The sequence below is a fragment of the Streptosporangium becharense genome (assembly GCF_014204985.1).
Taxonomy (GTDB): Bacteria; Actinomycetota; Actinomycetes; order Streptosporangiales; family Streptosporangiaceae; genus Streptosporangium; species Streptosporangium becharense.
Window position 1 is genome coordinate 3,160,698 of the sequence record NZ_JACHMP010000001.1, and the last position, 15,652, is coordinate 3,176,349.

General features: G+C 69.1%; 15 protein-coding genes. 6 read left to right on the top strand and 9 right to left on the bottom strand.

Annotated features, from left to right (window positions below; translation table 11 throughout):
- Positions 1-58: 58 nt before the first annotated feature.
- From F4562_RS13525 to F4562_RS13565, 9 genes are all read right to left on the bottom strand, one after another.
- Complete coding sequence (locus F4562_RS13525) at positions 59-709, bottom strand: rhomboid family intramembrane serine protease (RefSeq protein WP_184538136.1); 651 nt, start codon at positions 707-709, stop codon at positions 59-61.
- A gap of 134 nt (positions 710-843) precedes the next feature.
- Positions 844-1,608: a crotonase/enoyl-CoA hydratase family protein gene (locus F4562_RS13530; RefSeq protein WP_184538135.1), complete on the bottom strand. Its 765-nt coding sequence runs from the start codon at positions 1,606-1,608 to the stop codon at positions 844-846.
- Positions 1,609-1,618: 10 nt separating this feature from the next.
- Positions 1,619-2,392 (bottom strand): SDR family NAD(P)-dependent oxidoreductase, encoded by a 774-nt coding sequence (locus F4562_RS13535; RefSeq protein WP_184538133.1) that lies wholly within the window; start codon positions 2,390-2,392, stop codon positions 1,619-1,621.
- 47 nt (positions 2,393-2,439) lie between these two features.
- Positions 2,440-2,778 (bottom strand): STAS domain-containing protein, encoded by a 339-nt coding sequence (locus tag F4562_RS13540; protein WP_184538131.1) that lies wholly within the window; start codon positions 2,776-2,778, stop codon positions 2,440-2,442.
- An 89-nt stretch (positions 2,779-2,867) separates the two neighbouring features.
- Positions 2,868-3,647 (bottom strand): energy-coupling factor ABC transporter ATP-binding protein, encoded by a 780-nt coding sequence (locus F4562_RS13545; protein ID WP_184538129.1) that lies wholly within the window; start codon positions 3,645-3,647, stop codon positions 2,868-2,870.
- Complete coding sequence (cbiQ, locus tag F4562_RS13550; protein ID WP_184538127.1) at positions 3,644-4,408, bottom strand: cobalt ECF transporter T component CbiQ; 765 nt, start codon at positions 4,406-4,408, stop codon at positions 3,644-3,646. The genes F4562_RS13545 and cbiQ overlap by 4 nt, the downstream gene beginning before the upstream one ends.
- Positions 4,408-5,556, bottom strand: coding sequence for an energy-coupling factor ABC transporter permease (locus F4562_RS36310; protein ID WP_184538125.1), 1,149 nt, complete (start codon positions 5,554-5,556; stop codon positions 4,408-4,410). Before F4562_RS36310 ends, cbiQ begins: the two co-directional genes overlap by 1 nt.
- Before the next feature lie 68 nt (positions 5,557-5,624).
- A complete protein-coding gene (locus tag F4562_RS13560) occupies positions 5,625-7,523 on the bottom strand; it encodes a glycosyltransferase family 2 protein (protein ID WP_184538123.1) in 1,899 nt (632 codons plus the stop codon).
- Between the two features lie 220 nt (positions 7,524-7,743).
- Positions 7,744-8,499 carry a metallophosphoesterase family protein gene (locus tag F4562_RS13565; protein WP_184538121.1) on the bottom strand — a complete coding sequence of 252 codons (756 nt, stop codon included), beginning with the start codon at positions 8,497-8,499 and terminating at the stop codon, positions 7,744-7,746.
- 412 nt (positions 8,500-8,911) lie between these two features.
- Between F4562_RS13565 and F4562_RS34220 the strand changes: the two genes are divergently transcribed.
- The 6 genes from F4562_RS34220 to F4562_RS13590 all read left to right on the top strand — a co-directional run bounded on the left by F4562_RS34220 (position 8,912) and on the right by F4562_RS13590 (position 15,472).
- Positions 8,912-11,200 carry a serine/threonine protein kinase gene (locus F4562_RS34220; protein ID WP_221206114.1) on the top strand — a complete coding sequence of 763 codons (2,289 nt, stop codon included), beginning with the start codon at positions 8,912-8,914 and terminating at the stop codon, positions 11,198-11,200.
- A 405-nt stretch (positions 11,201-11,605) separates the two neighbouring features.
- On the top strand, positions 11,606-11,779 hold the full coding sequence (locus tag F4562_RS34895; protein WP_246473424.1) for a hypothetical protein: 174 nt from the start codon (positions 11,606-11,608) through the stop codon (positions 11,777-11,779).
- Between the two features lie 56 nt (positions 11,780-11,835).
- The gene (locus F4562_RS34905; RefSeq protein ID WP_246473425.1) at positions 11,836-12,072 is read left to right on the top strand and encodes a hypothetical protein; all 237 of its coding nucleotides are present in this window, start codon (positions 11,836-11,838) and stop codon (positions 12,070-12,072) included.
- 442 nt (positions 12,073-12,514) lie between these two features.
- Positions 12,515-13,177 carry a class I SAM-dependent methyltransferase gene (locus tag F4562_RS13580; protein ID WP_184538119.1) on the top strand — a complete coding sequence of 221 codons (663 nt, stop codon included), beginning with the start codon at positions 12,515-12,517 and terminating at the stop codon, positions 13,175-13,177.
- A gap of 886 nt (positions 13,178-14,063) precedes the next feature.
- On the top strand, positions 14,064-14,717 hold the full coding sequence (locus tag F4562_RS13585) for a response regulator (RefSeq protein WP_221206113.1): 654 nt from the start codon (positions 14,064-14,066) through the stop codon (positions 14,715-14,717).
- A gap of 389 nt (positions 14,718-15,106) precedes the next feature.
- On the top strand, positions 15,107-15,472 hold the full coding sequence (locus tag F4562_RS13590) for a PadR family transcriptional regulator (RefSeq protein WP_184538117.1): 366 nt from the start codon (positions 15,107-15,109) through the stop codon (positions 15,470-15,472).
- Positions 15,473-15,652: the final 180 nt, after the last annotated feature.

Consider the following 15,652-nt stretch of genomic DNA (forward strand, 5'->3'; position numbering starts at 1 on the left):
CGCCTGGCCGGGATCACCGGCCCCGGTGCCGCAGGGTGAGCCTGGTGGCCGGGCGAGCCTAGTAGCCCGCGGGGGCGACCGGACGGCGCCTGCGGCGCACCACCCAGGCCGCGAGGACACCGCCGACGAGCCCGAACAGGTGTCCCTGCCAGGAGATGCCGTCCTCGCCGGGCAGCACGCCCCAGACGATCGAGTAGTAGGCGATCGCCACCCCGACCCCGACCACGATGTCGAGGGGACGGCGGTCGAACAGACCCCGGGCCACGACGAGGCCGAAGTAGCCGAAGACCAGGCCGCTGGCCCCGACCGTGACGGCCGAGGGCGAGCTGGTGAACCAGACGCCCAGGCCGCTGACCAGGATGATGATCAGAGTGGCTGCCAGGAAGCGGCCGATTCCGCGCAGCGCCGCGAGGAACCCCAGGATCAGCAGGGGCAGCGAGTTGGCCATCAGGTGTCCGAAACCGGCGTGGAGGAAGGGGGCGAGGAAGATGCCGCCCAGGCCCTCCGGATTCCAGGACCTGATGCCGTAGAGGTCGAACTCGCCCGGGAGCACGTAGTCGGCGACCTCCGTCACCCACATGATCGCGACCAGGACGACGTTGACGATCGCGGCACCCACGGCCCCCACGGCCAGGCTTCCCGCCTTGCGCTTGAATCGCTCGCCGGAGGATCGGCCGGTTGGGGTCATCCCGGTCGAGTAGTCGTTCATTCGCGCTCCTGGCCTCGGAGGGGTCGAGTGGCTGTCAAGTGCCCCCGCCGCACCTGTCCACACCTTTACCGTACGCACTCCGGGCCGCGGACGCGCCGGGTGCGACCCGTCGGATCACACCCGGCGCGGAGGGTCTACTCCCCCTGCCACCGGGGAGCGCGCTTCTCGGCGAAGGCCGCCGCCCCCTCCATCGCGTCCTTGGAGCCGAACACCGGATCGATGATCTCCGCCTGCTTCTTGAACATCTCGTCCCTGCTCCAGTCGGCGGACTCGACGATCACCCGTTTGGTCGCGGCGAGGGCGAGCGGGGCGTTGGCGGCGATCTTCCTGGCCAGCTCGACCGCTCCGGCCAGCGCCTCACCCACGGGCGTGATGTGGTTGACCAGGCCGAGTTCGTACAGCCGGGAGGCGGGGAAGTGGTCGCCGGTCAGGGCGATCTCCATCGCGACGTGGTACGGGATGCGCTGGGGCAGCCGCATCACGCCGCCCGCCCCCGCGACCAGACCGCGCTTGGGCTCCGGCAGCCCGAACTTCGCCTCCTCGGAGGCGAGGATGATGTCGCAGGCCAGCGCCAGCTCGAAGCCACCGGCCAGGGCGTATCCCTCGACGGCCGCGACGATCGGCTTCTTCGGCGGCGCCTCCGCGATGCCGCCGAAGCCCCTGCCCGGGATGACCGGGAAGTCCCCACTGAGGAACCCCTTCAGGTCCATGCCCGCGCAGAACGTGCCGCCGGCGCCGGTGAGGACGTAGGCGGCCACGTCCCTACGCTCCTCCAGTCCGTCCAGGGCTGCCGCGATGCCCCGGGCGACCGCGCCGTTGACGGCGTTCCTGGCCCGGGGGCGGTTGATCGTGATGACGGCGACCCCGCCGTCGACGTCGACCAGAACCTCGTCAGACACCGGGTGACTCCTACTTGGGCTGGAAGCGGATGCCGCCGTCGAAACGGATGGTCTCGGCGTTCATGTAGTCGTTCTCGATCAGTGAGCGGACCAGGTGCGCGAACTCCGAGGCCAGGCCCATGCGCTTGGGGAAGACCACCGGAGCCACGAGCTTGGCTTTGAACGCGTCGGAGTCGGACGAGAAACCGTAGATCGGGGTGTCGATGATGCCCGGGCAGATGGTGTTGACGCGGATGCCGACCGCGGCGAGGTCACGCGCGGCCGGAACGGTCATGCCGACGATCCCGCCCTTGGACGCCGAGTAGGCCACCTGACCCGTCTGCCCCTCCAGCGCCGCCACCGAGGCAGTGTTGATCACCACACCGCGCTGGCCGTCCGCGTCGACCGGTTCCGTCTTGGCGATCGCCGCGGCGCCGATGCGCATGAGGTTGAAGGTGCCGATCAGGTTGACCTCGATGACCTTGCGGTAGGAGGCCAGGTCATGGGGCGAACCGTCGCGGTTGACGGTCCTGCTCGCCCAGCCGATTCCCGCGCTGTTCACCACGACGCGCAGCGGCTTGCCGGTGGCCACGGCCGCGTCGACGGCCGCCTGCACCTGCTCCTCGTCGGACACGTCCGTCTTGACGAAGACGCCGCCGAGCTCGTCGGCCAGGGACTTGCCGCGCTCCTCGTTGAGGTCGGCGATGACGACGGTCACACCGTGCGCGGCGAGGTCGCGGGCCGTGGCCTCGCCGAGACCGCTGGCACCGCCCGAGATGATTGCTGCTGCTCCGTTCAGGTCCATGACCGGACTTTAACGCGCAGACCGAATGAAGTTCTACACGGGGTGGCCTAAATCTCTTCGACGGCCGTGTCCACGTCAGGGTAGACCTTTATCCTCCGGTCGAGGCCGGTCGTCCGCAGGATCCGGGCCACCGGCGCCTGGGGCGAGGCCAGGCACACGCCGCCGCCCTCGCTCGTGGCCAGCCGCCACGCCTCGATCAGCACCGACAGCCCGCTGGAGTCCATGAACGACAGGGCGGTGAGGTCGAGGACGAGCCGGGAGCCGTCCAGCTTGATCGCGTCACGGACCTCGTCCCGCAGGAAGGGAGCGGTGAACAGGTCGAGCTCGCCCTCGACGGCCACCACCACGGCGTCGCCGACGGCGCGGCGAGCCAGCCGTAGCTTCATCAGTCCTCCTCGCGCCCACAGGGCAGACCCACTTTACTTCGCCGTCGCTCCGCACGAGGTCGCGCGCGTTCCCTCCCCAGAGGTTCCCATCACGGAGGCGCGAAACCGTAGGGCAGTTCGAGACGGTGAGCCGCGAGGAGACCGGCGTCGGAGAGGATCTCACGGGTCGGGCCGTCGGCGGCGATCACGCCGCCGGAGAGGATGAGCGCGCGCTCACACAACTCCAGCGCGTAGGGCAGGTCGTGGGTGACCATCAGGATGGTCACGTCGAGCCCCCGGAGGATCTCGGCCAGTTCACGGCGGGAGGCCGGGTCGAGGTTGGACGACGGTTCGTCCAGCACCAGGATCTCCGGCTCCATGGCCAGCACGGTGGCCACCGCCACCCGGCGGCGCTGGCCGAAGGACAGGTGGTGCGGCGGCCGGTCGATCGCCTCCAGCATGCCGACGCGTTCCAGCGCGTCCTTGACCCGGAACGCGAGCTCCTCACCCGTCACCCCCAGGTTGGCCGGGCCGAAGGCCACGTCCTCCCTGACGGTCGGCATGAAGAGCTGGTCGTCGGGATCCTGGAAGACCAGGCCGACCCTGCGGCGGATCTCCCGGAGGGTGCCCTTCTCCACCGGCATCCCGGCCACGGTCACCGTACCGTGCCCGGCCGTCAGGATGCCGTTGAGGTGCATGACCAGCGTGGTCTTCCCCGCGCCGTTCGGCCCGAGCAGCGCCACCCGCTCCCCGCGTCCCACCCGGAAGTCCACGCCGAACAGCGCCTGCGTGCCGTCCGGGTACGCGTACGCCAGGCGGTGAACCTCCAGCGAGGGCACCGTGTCCGCCGAGGTGTCCGCCGGGGTGTCCGCCGCGTCTGCCGGTGTCATGCCAGCCCCCAGGTTCCGAGCAGTACGGCGAGCGCCGTGCCCGGCAACATACCCGCTGCGAACCACTGCCGCGACGACGCGGTCAGATCCTGGATGACCGGTACCGAACCGGTGTAGCCGCGACTCAGCATCGCCAGGTGCACCCGCTCGCCCCGCTCGTACGAGCGGATGAACAGCGCTCCGGCGGACCGGGCGATCACCGGGATGTGCCGCACGTCACGGGCCGCGAACCCCCGGGACTCCCTGGCGACCCTCATCCGGCGCATCTCCTCCATGACCACGTCCATGTAGCGGAGCATGAACATGGCGATCTGCACCAGCAACGGCGGCAGCCGCAGCCGCTGCGCGCCGAGAAGCATCAACCGGGGCTCGGTGGTGGCCGCCAGCAGGATGCTCGCGACCACCCCCAGGGTGGCCTTGGCCAGGATGTTCCAGGCCGCCCAGAGCCCCGCGACGCTGAGCGACACGCCCATGACGCTCACCCGCTCGCCGAGCCCGATGAAGGGCACGGCCAGCGCGAACGCCACGAACGGGACCTCCACCACCATGCGCCGCAGCACGAAACCCGCAGGGACGCGCGCGACGCAGGCCACCCCGGCCAGCAGGGCGGCGTACACGCCGAAGGCCCAGAACCACTCGCGCGGAGTGGCGACGACCACCAGGGTGAACCCCGCCGACGCCGCCAGCTTGCACTGCGGCGGCAGCCGGTGCACCGGTGTGCCGCCCGGCCGGTAGAGCTGGTGACGATGACCCGCACCCACTAGACGGACGCCCTGTTCCCCGCGTCGCCGGCGTCCTCTCTGCGCCCGGCGTCGCCCGTACGCGCGGCGCCTGCCGCCTGGCCGGTACCCTCCGTGTCCTTCTGCCCCCGGCGGCGCACGACGACGAACAACCCGCCGCCGGCGACCAGGGTCACCCCGACCCCGGCGAGGCCGGCCAGGCCGACCGGGATGCCGCCCACCTCACCGTAGTCGGCCAGTGGCTGCTCGCCCAGTGCGTGGTCGGTGGCCCGGTCGATGAAGCCCTTGTCCTCGGCGACCCGCTCCAGGCCGTCGGGTGAGGAGGAGGCGTAGAAACTGACGACGCCCGCCAGCAGGGCCGCCACCGCGACGCCCACCGGCAGGAACCAGCGGGGACCACCCGCCGCGCCCGGACCGGTGGTCAGCCCTGTGGCCGGCCCGCTGGTCAACGCTGTGGCCGGTGCCGTGGGCCGCCCGGCGACCGTGACGTCACCGCCGGCACCGCGCAGGAGCAACGGCGCGGCCGTCGTCCCCCGCGCGCCGTAGACCAGGTCGGGGCGGATCGCCAGCACGGTGCTGACGGTGACCGCGGTGATCAGCCCCTCCCCGACGCCGATGAGCAGGTGGACGCCTCCCATGGCCGCGGCGACCGTGCCAGCCTCGATGGGCGCGGTGCCGCCGATCCAGAACAGCACCGTGAACACCAGAGCCGTCGCGGGCACGGAGAGCAGCGCGGCGACGAACGAGGCCGCCACCACGGCCGGCCTGCTCCGCGCGCTCCGGGTGATCAGCCGGAAGACGCCCCAGCCGACCAGGACCGCGACGACCCCCATGAGCGTGATGTTGACTCCGAGCGCGGTCAGACCGCCGTCGGCGAAGAAGAACCCCTGCACCAGCAGGACGACGGCCAGGCACAGCACGGCCGTGTGGGGGCCGACGAGTATAGCGGCGAGCGCGCCGCCGAGGAGGTGCCCGCTCGTCCCCGCGGCCACCGGGAAGTTGAGCATCTGCACGGCGAAGACGAAGGCGGCGACGAGCCCCGCCATGGGAGCGGTCCGGTCGTCGAGTTCGCGGCGCGCGCCGCGCAGGCAGACCGCGACCCCGGCCGCCGCGACGGCCCCGGCGGAGACGGACACGGCTGCGGTGAAGAAGCCATCGGGTACGTGCACGGCGAGCCTCCGAAGTGCGGATTCGTCCCCACTTTAGGCCATGGGCTTGTACGTGCAAGAAAGTGGCATCAACGCACCATGCGCCTGACGAACGTACGGGGGCCGAGAGTGCGGACCACCGTGCTGAGCCGTCCCTTCCCGGCGGTCGCGTAGGGCCGGACGCTCCAGCGGACCGCACCCCGCCACCAGGTGCGCGGCTCGGTGATCGCCTCGGGCGCCGCCTCGATCCTGAACCGCGCGGGCGGTCCGCCCAGGTCCAGTTCGAGGTAGGCGTCCCAGGTGCCGGGGGACAACCGACCCATGGCCTGCCGTGCCGTGAACGTGCCTCCGTCACCGGCCGTCACCGGCTGCCGCCGCTCACGCCCCGACTCGCGCTCCCGCCACACCAGGTGGCGCACGGCCGAAGCCGCCACAGCCTCACCGCACACGGTGACCTCTCCGTCGAGCACCAGCCGGTGGCCGGACGCCCAGCGCGCGCACGCCAGCCGGACGCACCCCGGGACCGCGGTCACATGCCCCCCGACGTCGACGCTGAGATTGCCGTAGGGCCGGGTGAAGTACGGCAGGGCGACGACGGCCCCCGCCACCCGCGGCTCCGGCGGGGCGACGCGTCCGTCGCGGCCGGCGCCGAGCCGGGCGAGCCGCGGCACGCCCTCGAAGTCAACCCGGACGTGGACGTCCCAGACCCCCGGGGGCAGCCGGCAGGCGTCCACGATCCCGGTGAACTCCGCGCAGCCGCCGGTCACCGGGACGACGGCCTCCCGTTGCGCGCCGAGCCCGTCGTGCCGGCGCCGCAACACCAGGACCGGGGTACCGCCGGGAATCTCCGGGCGGCCGTACTGCTCCGGCACCTCCAGTGCCACCCTGCCGGAGACGACCAGCCGCCCCTGAGCGTCCCAGCGGAGGCCGGTGAGCTCCCGGCGGATCACCGCCGACTCGATGTGCGCCAGCCGGACGAGGCGGTCGATGTCCTCCAGCGCGGCGATCCGGCTGCGGTCGATCGCGGGGAGCCGGGCACGGACCCCGTCGGTCAGCCACCGCTCGCACATGTCGGCCACCTCGGCCACGATCTCCTTGCGCTCGACCTCTCCCGCCTCCAGGAACGGCCGGCCCAGGTTGCCGAAGGCGTCCAGCCGGAAATGACGCCGCAGGAGGTGGTCGCGCAGGTCACCGGGGCACACGTGGGCGAGAACGATCTCGATCGGCCGCCTGATCATCCGCAGCCAGGCGACCGGGTCGCGGCTGCCGGGACGTTGCATGATGCTGGTGCCGTCGGGCCGGTCGACCAGGTGGTAGCAGTCGTAGTCGGCGACGACGGAGATCACTTCCGCGTGACAGTACGCATGGGCGGTGAAGACCAGGTCCTCACCTACCAGGAGCGTCTCGTCGAAACGGATGCCGTACCGCTCCAGCATCTCCCTGCGGAAGAGCTTGAAGCAGCTCAGGCTGTTGTAGACCGCGCTGTCGCCCAGCGGCACCCGCTCGGCGTTCTCCCGGAACATCGAGACCGGCGCCCGGCGGTCATGCCCGACGATCTTCCCGAGCACGATGTCCGAGCCGTTGCGGTCGGCCATCGCGAGCATCCGCTCCAGCGCCTCCGGGCCGAGGTAGTCGTCCGCGTCGCAGAAGAACACATACCTGCCGCGGGCGTGGGCCAGCCCGACGTTGCGCGGCCGGCCCGCACCCCCGGAGGCCTCCTGCCTGATGACGCGGACGACACCGCGATGGTAGGAGGCGTAGAGATCGAGCAGATCGGCGCCGCCGTCGGTGGAACCGTCGTCGACGACCACGATCTCCAGGGCGACGCGCTGGACGAGCAGCGAGGTCAGGCACCTGTCGAGATAGGACCGGCAGTTGTGGACGGGGACGATCACGGTGACGTCGACGTCGCGCCGGGCCGCCTCCTCCCTCGTGATGTCGCAACCGCCCCGCCCCGTGCGAACTCGCTGGAGGATCGTTCCCGTCACCGCCGCACCCCTCGTCGGTCACCCTGTGCTTATCCGGCGTCTCAGTATGTGACGGCGAGCCATCCTCGCGAGGCGGATCCACCGGGTTGGCTCCCCGGCTTTCCACCCGGAGCCACCACTTCGAGGGAGAAACACATGGTTCATCCGGCTCCGTCCGTCCGAACCCGGACGGCAGCCGCCGGCACGGACCCCCGGCGCCGGACCCCCTACCGGGGCCGGGTCACTCCGCGCACGGAACCTCCCGCAGAGTGCCGTCCGGCGCGAGTTCGAGGACGGCGACCGCGTCCGCACCCTGGACGACCTGGGACAGGCAGATCACGTCCGTGCCGCCGACCCGTTCCCTGAACGGCGCGTGCATGTGGCCGCAGGCGTGCACCTGCGGCGCGAGGGTGTCCGTCAGCATCCGGACGAGGTCGCGTCCCACGGGGATCCTGCCGTGATGGCGATAGGACAGGCCCGCCGGCCAGTCGTGGGTGAGCAACAGGTCGATCCTCGTGCCCCGTGCCCGGCGGAGCAGGCGGTCGAGGTGCGGCCTGGTGAAGTAGCCGTACTCCTTCAGCCGCTCCGGCGTGATCTCGGGTGGCTCGTCCGGCTCGCTGAAATAGCGTGAGTAGACGCCGGACAGGAAGGCGACCCGCAGCCCGGCGATCTCCCGCACACCGGAACGCCCGAGGAAGTGGAAACCGGGCGCCCACTCCCCTGCGCCGTGCGCGTCGAGCGAGGGCCACGGCTCGTGGTTGCCTCCGATGAAATGGACGGGAGCGCTCATGGTGCGGCGCCCCGCGGCGAACTCCGGGAAATCCCCGACCTTGCGGTGCTTGGCAGGGCCGCCCACTTCGAGACTCTCCGCCTCGGTCCTGTTCGGCTCGGCGTCCCCGACACTGAAGATCACCTCAACCGGGCCAGCGTGGCGCCGGATCAACTCGTCCGCCTCAGCGAAGTTGGCATGGATGTCACCGACGATCGCGAACCTCATGAGGTCATGGTCACGACGCGCACGGTCCCTCCGCAACCGGGTTTCCGGCGGGCGTATCTGACGGGCCGACGGCTCCTGCGGCACCGTGACAACGGGCTGCGACCGTCGGCGCCTCCGCCTTCGCCGGTGGCTCCCCTTCCCCGGCGGCTCCGCGAGAAGCCTGCCGCAGGTCGCTCCGGTGCAGGAAGGTCCGCAGACCGGTGGCCGCCTCGACGGGAACCACGCGACGCGACGCTCCCGCACCGCCAGGTACCTTCTGGTGATGTCCAAGTCAAGTACAAGTACGTCCTGCGACACTGAGCGTGCGACCCTGGGATCGTCAAAGCTTCACCCATGAACCGGCCCACCGGGCCGATGTGGATGACGGTGGCTTCCCGCGTCGTCCCTTGACCGTTCAAAGGAGGATGTCATCATGCCGGACCTTGCGCCTCTGCGGCCCGAGGACCCCGACAGGGTGCGGGAGTACCGGCTCACCGCCCGCCTCGGCGAGGGCGGCCAGGGAACGGTCTACCTCGGCGAGTCCCCCACCGGAGCCCGCGTCGCGGTCAAGCTCCTACGCGCCGACCTCACCCAGGACGCCGAGGCCATGGAACGCTTCGTCCGCGAGGTCAGCACCACCCGGCGGGTCTCCCCGTTCTGCACCGCCGCCGTGCTCGACACCGGCGTCGACCACGAACGCCCCTACATCGTCAGCGAGTACATCGACGGGCCCACCCTGCAAGAGGTCGTCACCGGCCAAGGCCCGCGCACCGGCTCGGCGCTGCACCGCCTGGCCATCGGCACCGTCACCGCGCTGGTGGCCATCCACCAGGCCGAGATCGTGCACCGCGACTTCAAACCCTCCAACGTGCTGCTGGCCCCCGACGGCCCCCGCGTGATCGACTTCGGCATCGCCAAGGCCCTGGACCGCACCTCCACCCTGACCGGCACCGCGATCGGCACCCCCGCCTACATGACCCCCGAACAACTGGCCGGCGACAACGCCGGATCACCGGCCGACATGTTCGCCTGGGGCTGCACCATGGTGTTCGCCGCCACCGGGTCGCCGCCGTTCGGCACCGACAGCCTGGCCGCCATCTTCAACCGGATCATGAACCTGACCCCGGACCTGTCGGCCATCACCGACCCGGCGCTGCGCGAACTGGTCGGGCACTGCCTGGCCAAGGACCCCACCCAGCGGCCCACCGCGAGCGAGGCGCTGATGCGGCTGCTCGGGCATGCCGGCCCGGACGCGCGCAATGCCGCGCCGCCCGTCTCGCCGCAGAGGATACTCGACCAGGGTGCGGCCGCCGCGGCCCAGCACACCGGCCCGGACAACCCCTCCTACCAGCACGGTTCCCAGACCACCTCCCCGTACCGGGCCGCCCCGCCGTACCAGACCGGCCCGGACAGTCATGCGACCTACCCCGCCGCAACGCCCTACCAGCCGGGTTTCGACAACCGTCCGCCCTACCAGCCCACGGTGGGATTCGAGAGTTATCCGTCCCCCCAGCCCGGGTTCAACAGCTACCCGCAGCAGGTCGGTTCCGGCGGTTATCCGCCGCCGCACGGGTTCGTGCCGCACGAGACGACCTATCCGGCGGGACAGGGGCCCAGGCCGGACGGCGGCCGGCGCATGCGCCGGATCTGGACCGTGGTCGGCGCCGGACTCGTACTCACCCTCGTCGCGGTGACGATCACCCTGGTGGTGCGGAACCAGACCACGACCACGCCCGCGGCGGGTTCCGGATCGCCGGCGGCCACCAAGTCCGCCACTCCCACCCCCACTCCCACCCCGCCCCCCGCGGTGCCCCCGGCGGACCGGAAGATCAAGCTCCCGGGCAGTTCCCTCACCATCCACGAGAGCGACAAGGACCCGATCAGGCTGGCCGCCTACAGCATCCCGGGAGGAGAGGACGACACCCACCTCTACGTCCGTAAGACCGACACTCCGGACTTCGTGCGAAACAACGTGTACTTCCACTACGCGCTGAACCCTGCGGGCACCCAGGCCGTCGCCACGGTTCGCTCGTACACCTCGGACAACTACGAGGTCGTCGCGATCGTCGACCACGCGACCGCGGCGAGGAGCGACGTGAGGATCGCCAAGTCTCCGGTCTACTCGCTCTACCCGAAGTGGTCGCCGGACGGCACCAAGGTCATGGTCACCCTGCGCCAGACAGTCGGTGACGGCAATGAGCCCTACGGTTTCGCGATCATCGACATCGCCACCAAGAAGGCCGACGTCGTCCGGGTGAAGGACAAGGACGTGGGTGAATGGTCCTACTTCTGGCGAAGTGACGGCCAGGCGGTCGGCACCTGGGCGGACAGCAACGACATCAAGCGCATCCGCTTCTACGACTCGCAGGGCGAGATCGCGCAGACCGTGCAGAGCGTGGGCGGCCCGATCTGGGTCGACGCGGACTACATCAACCCGGCCGGCACGTTGATGATCACGGACTGCGAGGACACCGAGGAGATCTGCCTCTGGCCCGCCGACCGGGCCATCACCGAAGGCAGGCCGGAGGTCCGGATCCCGTTCTCGGCCAGTCAGATCCTCGGCTGGTACGACGACGAGCACATCATCGCCTGGCGGGAGCGGGGCTCCGGGCACGAGGCCGTGGTGATCGACTTCAAGGGCAAGGTGAAGCGGGTGTTCGCCACCAGCACCAACAACAAGGAGTACGACCGGCAGTTCATGTGGTACACCAGGACCGGCTGAGCGGACGAGCACCGCATCCCGGTTCGAGGCGGCCGCTTCGAGCTGAGGCGACCGCCTCGGAGGCTGGGACGGTCGCCGGATCACGGGTCGCCCTGAGCTGAGGCCGCGTCCACACGCCTCGGGCAGGCACTCGTGGGGAGACACCGGGGTGTGGTGGGTGCGGCCGCCGGCCACGGCGGTGCCCCGGCGCCGTGTGCGCCGTTCGTGACGTGCTCGCGGGATGACACGAGGTCCCCACCGATCTCCGGGTACGTCTGATCGGCGACGACCACGGTGCCCGCGAGATCGAACGGATCAAAGACCCGGGGCATCGCTCACGCCGTGAACCCGAGTGGAGGCTGGTGGCGAGATATCGCTGACCATTTCTCCCGCGGGAAGGCCGGCCTTGATGCCATGGTGCCCGCGATGACCGCACCCCCCACCGCCCCGTTCCGCGGCTGCGACCTCATCGGCCAGTCCCGCACCCGCCCGGAGGCGTCCGCAACGCTGTTCGACCGCTGTTCCGGGACGCTCTACCGGTACATCTCCCGCCGGTTGGGCCGGAGGTCGTCGAGGACCTGGTCGGTGAGACGTTCCTGACCGCCTTCGCCCGCCGCGAACACTACGACCTGGCCTATGCCGACGCCCGGCCGTGGTTGTTCGGCATCGCCACCAAGCTCCTCTCCCGGCATCACCGCACCGAGGCCGCCCGGTACCGGGCACTGCTGCGCAGCCCGGTCGAGGACACCGCGGAATCCCCCGCCGGCCGGGTCGCCGCGAGCGTCACCGCTCAGGCGTCCCGCCCCGTACTCGCCCGTGGCGGTTTCGAGGGGACCGATCCCGGCTCCGTCACGTTCACGACCGTCCCGCCCCCCTCACCCGACCGACCATAAGCGGCTCCAGTGGGAGCCCGGCGCCGCCGAACAGCTCTTCACCACGCTCAAGGGCGACACCGAGTGACCTCCGCTCCGTCACCCGCCGGGTCCGGATGCGGGGGCATCGGATCACCGGCACACCGGCCAGGACCGTGACAGGGCCATCGCTCGGACGCTCGGCAGCGCTCTCGCGGTGGCGCGGAAGACGAGGCCCGCGAACGCGAGTGGCACACGGCGTTCCGGGGGCCCGGAGACGACGAAGGCCCAGGCCAAGGGATCACGTCCTTGACCTGGGCCTTCGCTCTACGAGCCGACGAGGGGAATCGAACCCCTGACCCACAGTTCACAAGATCTCGGTACGCGATCCTCGAAGGCATCCGGTTGAAGCCGGGCGAACGGGCAGGAGGGAAGATCGTGATTCTCTCGGCTGGTCTCAGCGCCAGGAACTACTGTCGCGAGCATGGTCGAACACGATGCCCTCAGTGCCACCCGCGAGGCCTACGACGCTGCTGCCTCCACCTATGCGCAGCTGTTCCGCGGCGAGCTGCGTGACAGGCCCCTGGACCGCGCGATCTTGGGTGCCTTCGCCGAGGTCGTAAGTGCGAGTGGGAACGGCCAGGTCGCGGACCTGGGGTGTGGGCCTGGCCATATCACCGCTTATCTGAACGAGCTGGGGCTGGCAGTGGTCGGTGTTGACGCCTCTCCTGCGATGATCGAGTTGGCCCGACATGCCTATCCGGACCTGCGGTTCGACGTGGGCTCGATGGCTGCGGTGAACATCGCTGACGGTGTGCTGGGCGGCGTACTCTCACGCTGGTCCATCATCCACACTCCGCCGCAGGAACTCCCCGTCATCTTGGCGGAGTTCCATCGCGTGCTGGCACCTGGCGGCCACCTCCTGATCGGCTTCTCGGCCAGCGATGATCCGTCTCACCCGACACAAGTCTTCGATCACACAGTCGCGCTGGCCTATCGGTGGTGGCCTGGTCACCTCGCCGCGATGCTGCGCAAGTCCGGGTTGGTCGAGGTGGCCCGGATGGTTCGCGAGCCCCAGCCCACCGACCGGCGGCAGTTCCAGGAGGTTCAACTGCTCGCCCGTAAAACCTGGGCAGAGGCTGTCTGACCGAACACACGAGCGTGTCAACGACAGAGCGCATTCAACCTGCCGGACGGGGATCCGTCAGGCCCCAGGCGTCGACTCGTGATCAGGGCTCACCGCCCGTTCAAGCTCTGAAATCCGCCGTTTTGATGAAAGGTACGGGCAGGGCTGAAACCTACCCGCAGTCCGCGACTTGGACATCGCGATATGACAAAGGCACCCCTCCGGAGAGGGACAGGACCATCGCACGGACACTCGGCAGTGCTCTCGCGGTGGCACGGAAGACGAGGCCCGCGAACGCGAGTGGCACGTAAGTGACACGCGGCGCTCCGGGGGCCTGGAGACGACGAAGGCCCAGGTCAAGGGATCACGTCCTTGACCTGGGCCTTCGCTCTACGAGCCGACGAGGGGAATCGAACCCCTGACCTACAGTTTACAAGATCTCAGCTCACAACCCCGTAAGCTGCTGCGTTCCAGGTCAGGAACGATTTCGCCTTGCCCGCGAGTCCCCGTGATTCCCCCTTGGTGACCCTCCTGACGGGCACGCGACGGGCACGGCCGGAGAACCCCGTGCGGACGCACACACCTCGCCCGCCGGATCTTCCCGTCGCCGTCGTCCCACCCACCGGGGAGCGGGCCGGGGTTAGGGCGCCAAGGTGGAGCGCCCCACCGGACGAACGACCTTGGCGCCCTAACCCCGGTCTGCTCGGCTTGCCCTGGGACGACGGCGACGGGAAGAGCCAGCACCCAGCCACCTACGAACCCGGCTCTTGCTCATGGCGATCATCCCGGAGCCGGAGTGCCCCCGCCGGAGGCACAGTGCTGTAACAGATCTCAATTACTCAAATACGTCTCTTATTTAAGGTGCTACCTATCGGGGGATGGGCGGTGTCGAGTTCTCGGAGGTCTTGTGTCCGAAGCGTTGTGGGGCAAGCTGATCGACATGGTTCCAGCGGTGCTTTGGGTGGTTTTTGCATTCGTGGTGTACTTGGGCTTACGGAAACCACTCAGGGAAGCCCTACCGCGAATGACGAGGATCGGGGCGTTAGGTGTTGTCGAGGTCGAGTTCACAGAGGTTGAGCGGCTGCTGACCAAGGCCGTCGAAAGCAGCGATCAGGAGGAGACAGGGCCGCTGGTCAGTCGTGCAGATCGTCAGGCGGTTATCCGAAGGCTGGACCACGCGGCTGTGTACCTCAAGGGTGGCCGGATACTTTGGGTGGATGATCTCCCAGAGGGTAATTCATACCTGACTGCACTGTTCAGGCAGCTGGGCATGGTGGTAGACGAGGTCACTTCAACGGATGAGGCTCTGGCATGCCTTGATCGAAGTGCGTACGACCTCGTGATCAGTGACATCCACAGAGAGATGGACGGTCAGGCTGGGATCAAGATGCTCCATGCCTTCCGTGCGAGAGGTATCAACTTGCCGGTCGTGATCCATGCGGCGCGGTTTGATCCCACGTTGGGCGTCGATCCCATGATCTTCGGCGGTACGAATCGTGTTGATGACGTCGTGCACTACGTGATCGATGTTATGGAACGGGTACGACTAGGAGATGGCTGATGCTATGGGCGGCGTGGCGCGCCGCCGCTCGATCTGCATACCGCCAAGGATCAAAATCGAGCCATCGCCGACATAGTAGAAGAGATCGTCAAGGAAGGGCTCAGGTTCAGGGCGGCTGACCTGGGTATCGGGCTGGTCGTGAGTGACCGCGCTTCCCCGCCTGTTCTGGCACATATCTAGCACGTGATCAAGGTGATGACCTGTTGCCTTGTTACGGTGACGAGCCTGGTTGCTCGGTGGGCCGGGGCTGAGGAACGAAGTCCTGGACCGTCGATCGCCCCCAACTCCGTACGGCGATCAGCCACGCTCAGGCGATCGTGAGGGTCGCAGAGACGCTCAAGAAGGGCAAGGAACTGCGCGCGCTTATTTCACCTAGGTACGATAGAAGCATGCCAGGCATCGAACGCGTCACCCAGCCCACGCTGGATGTGCTTGAAGTGCTCCTGCGCGCTCACTGGGACAAGGTTCAGCTTCATGGCTGGGCCATCATGAAGGAGACCCAGCGCGCAGGCCCTACCGTCTACAAGGTCCTCGACCGACTCGAAGACGCCGGATGGATCGCCGGAGAGTGGGAAGAACTCACCCCCGACCAGCCCGGCCCTCGTCGCCGCTTCTACCGGCTTACTAGCGAGGGAGCCTCGGCCGCTCAGGCCCTCCTCACCCAGCGCCGTCCCGCCGCGCTTCAGCCACAGCCAGTCCTCGGCTTCTCCCCGTTCGGTTGGCTAAACGCGTTACGAACCGGCGGCGTTTCGTGAACGGCTGGGAGATCGTCGTCGGGATTGTTCTCGGGCTTGCTGTCAACGAGATGTGCGATCTTTCACCATGGTTGGCCAAACGACTTGTGCACTGGTCCGCACACGTTCAGTACGGAGATGGCGAACGTGCTGAACTACGAGCTGTCGAGTGGATATCGGTGATCGACAGTCGCCCTGGCA

Coding starts and splice junctions, on each gene's coding strand:
- F4562_RS13525 (WP_184538136.1), bottom strand. CDS start 709: ATGAACGACTACTCGACCGGGATGACCCCAACCGGCCGATCCTCCGGC.
- F4562_RS13535 (WP_184538133.1), bottom strand. CDS start 2,392: ATGGACCTGAACGGAGCAGCAGCAATCATCTCGGGCGGTGCCAGCGGT.
- F4562_RS13540 (WP_184538131.1), bottom strand. CDS start 2,778: ATGAAGCTACGGCTGGCTCGCCGCGCCGTCGGCGACGCCGTGGTGGTG.
- F4562_RS13545 (WP_184538129.1), bottom strand. CDS start 3,647: ATGACACCGGCAGACGCGGCGGACACCCCGGCGGACACCTCGGCGGAC.
- F4562_RS13565 (WP_184538121.1), bottom strand. CDS start 8,499: ATGAGGTTCGCGATCGTCGGTGACATCCATGCCAACTTCGCTGAGGCG.
- F4562_RS34220 (WP_221206114.1), top strand. CDS start 8,912: ATGCCGGACCTTGCGCCTCTGCGGCCCGAGGACCCCGACAGGGTGCGG.
- F4562_RS34895 (WP_246473424.1), top strand. CDS start 11,606: ATGACCGCACCCCCCACCGCCCCGTTCCGCGGCTGCGACCTCATCGGC.
- F4562_RS13580 (WP_184538119.1), top strand. CDS start 12,515: ATGGTCGAACACGATGCCCTCAGTGCCACCCGCGAGGCCTACGACGCT.
- F4562_RS13590 (WP_184538117.1), top strand. CDS start 15,107: ATGCCAGGCATCGAACGCGTCACCCAGCCCACGCTGGATGTGCTTGAA.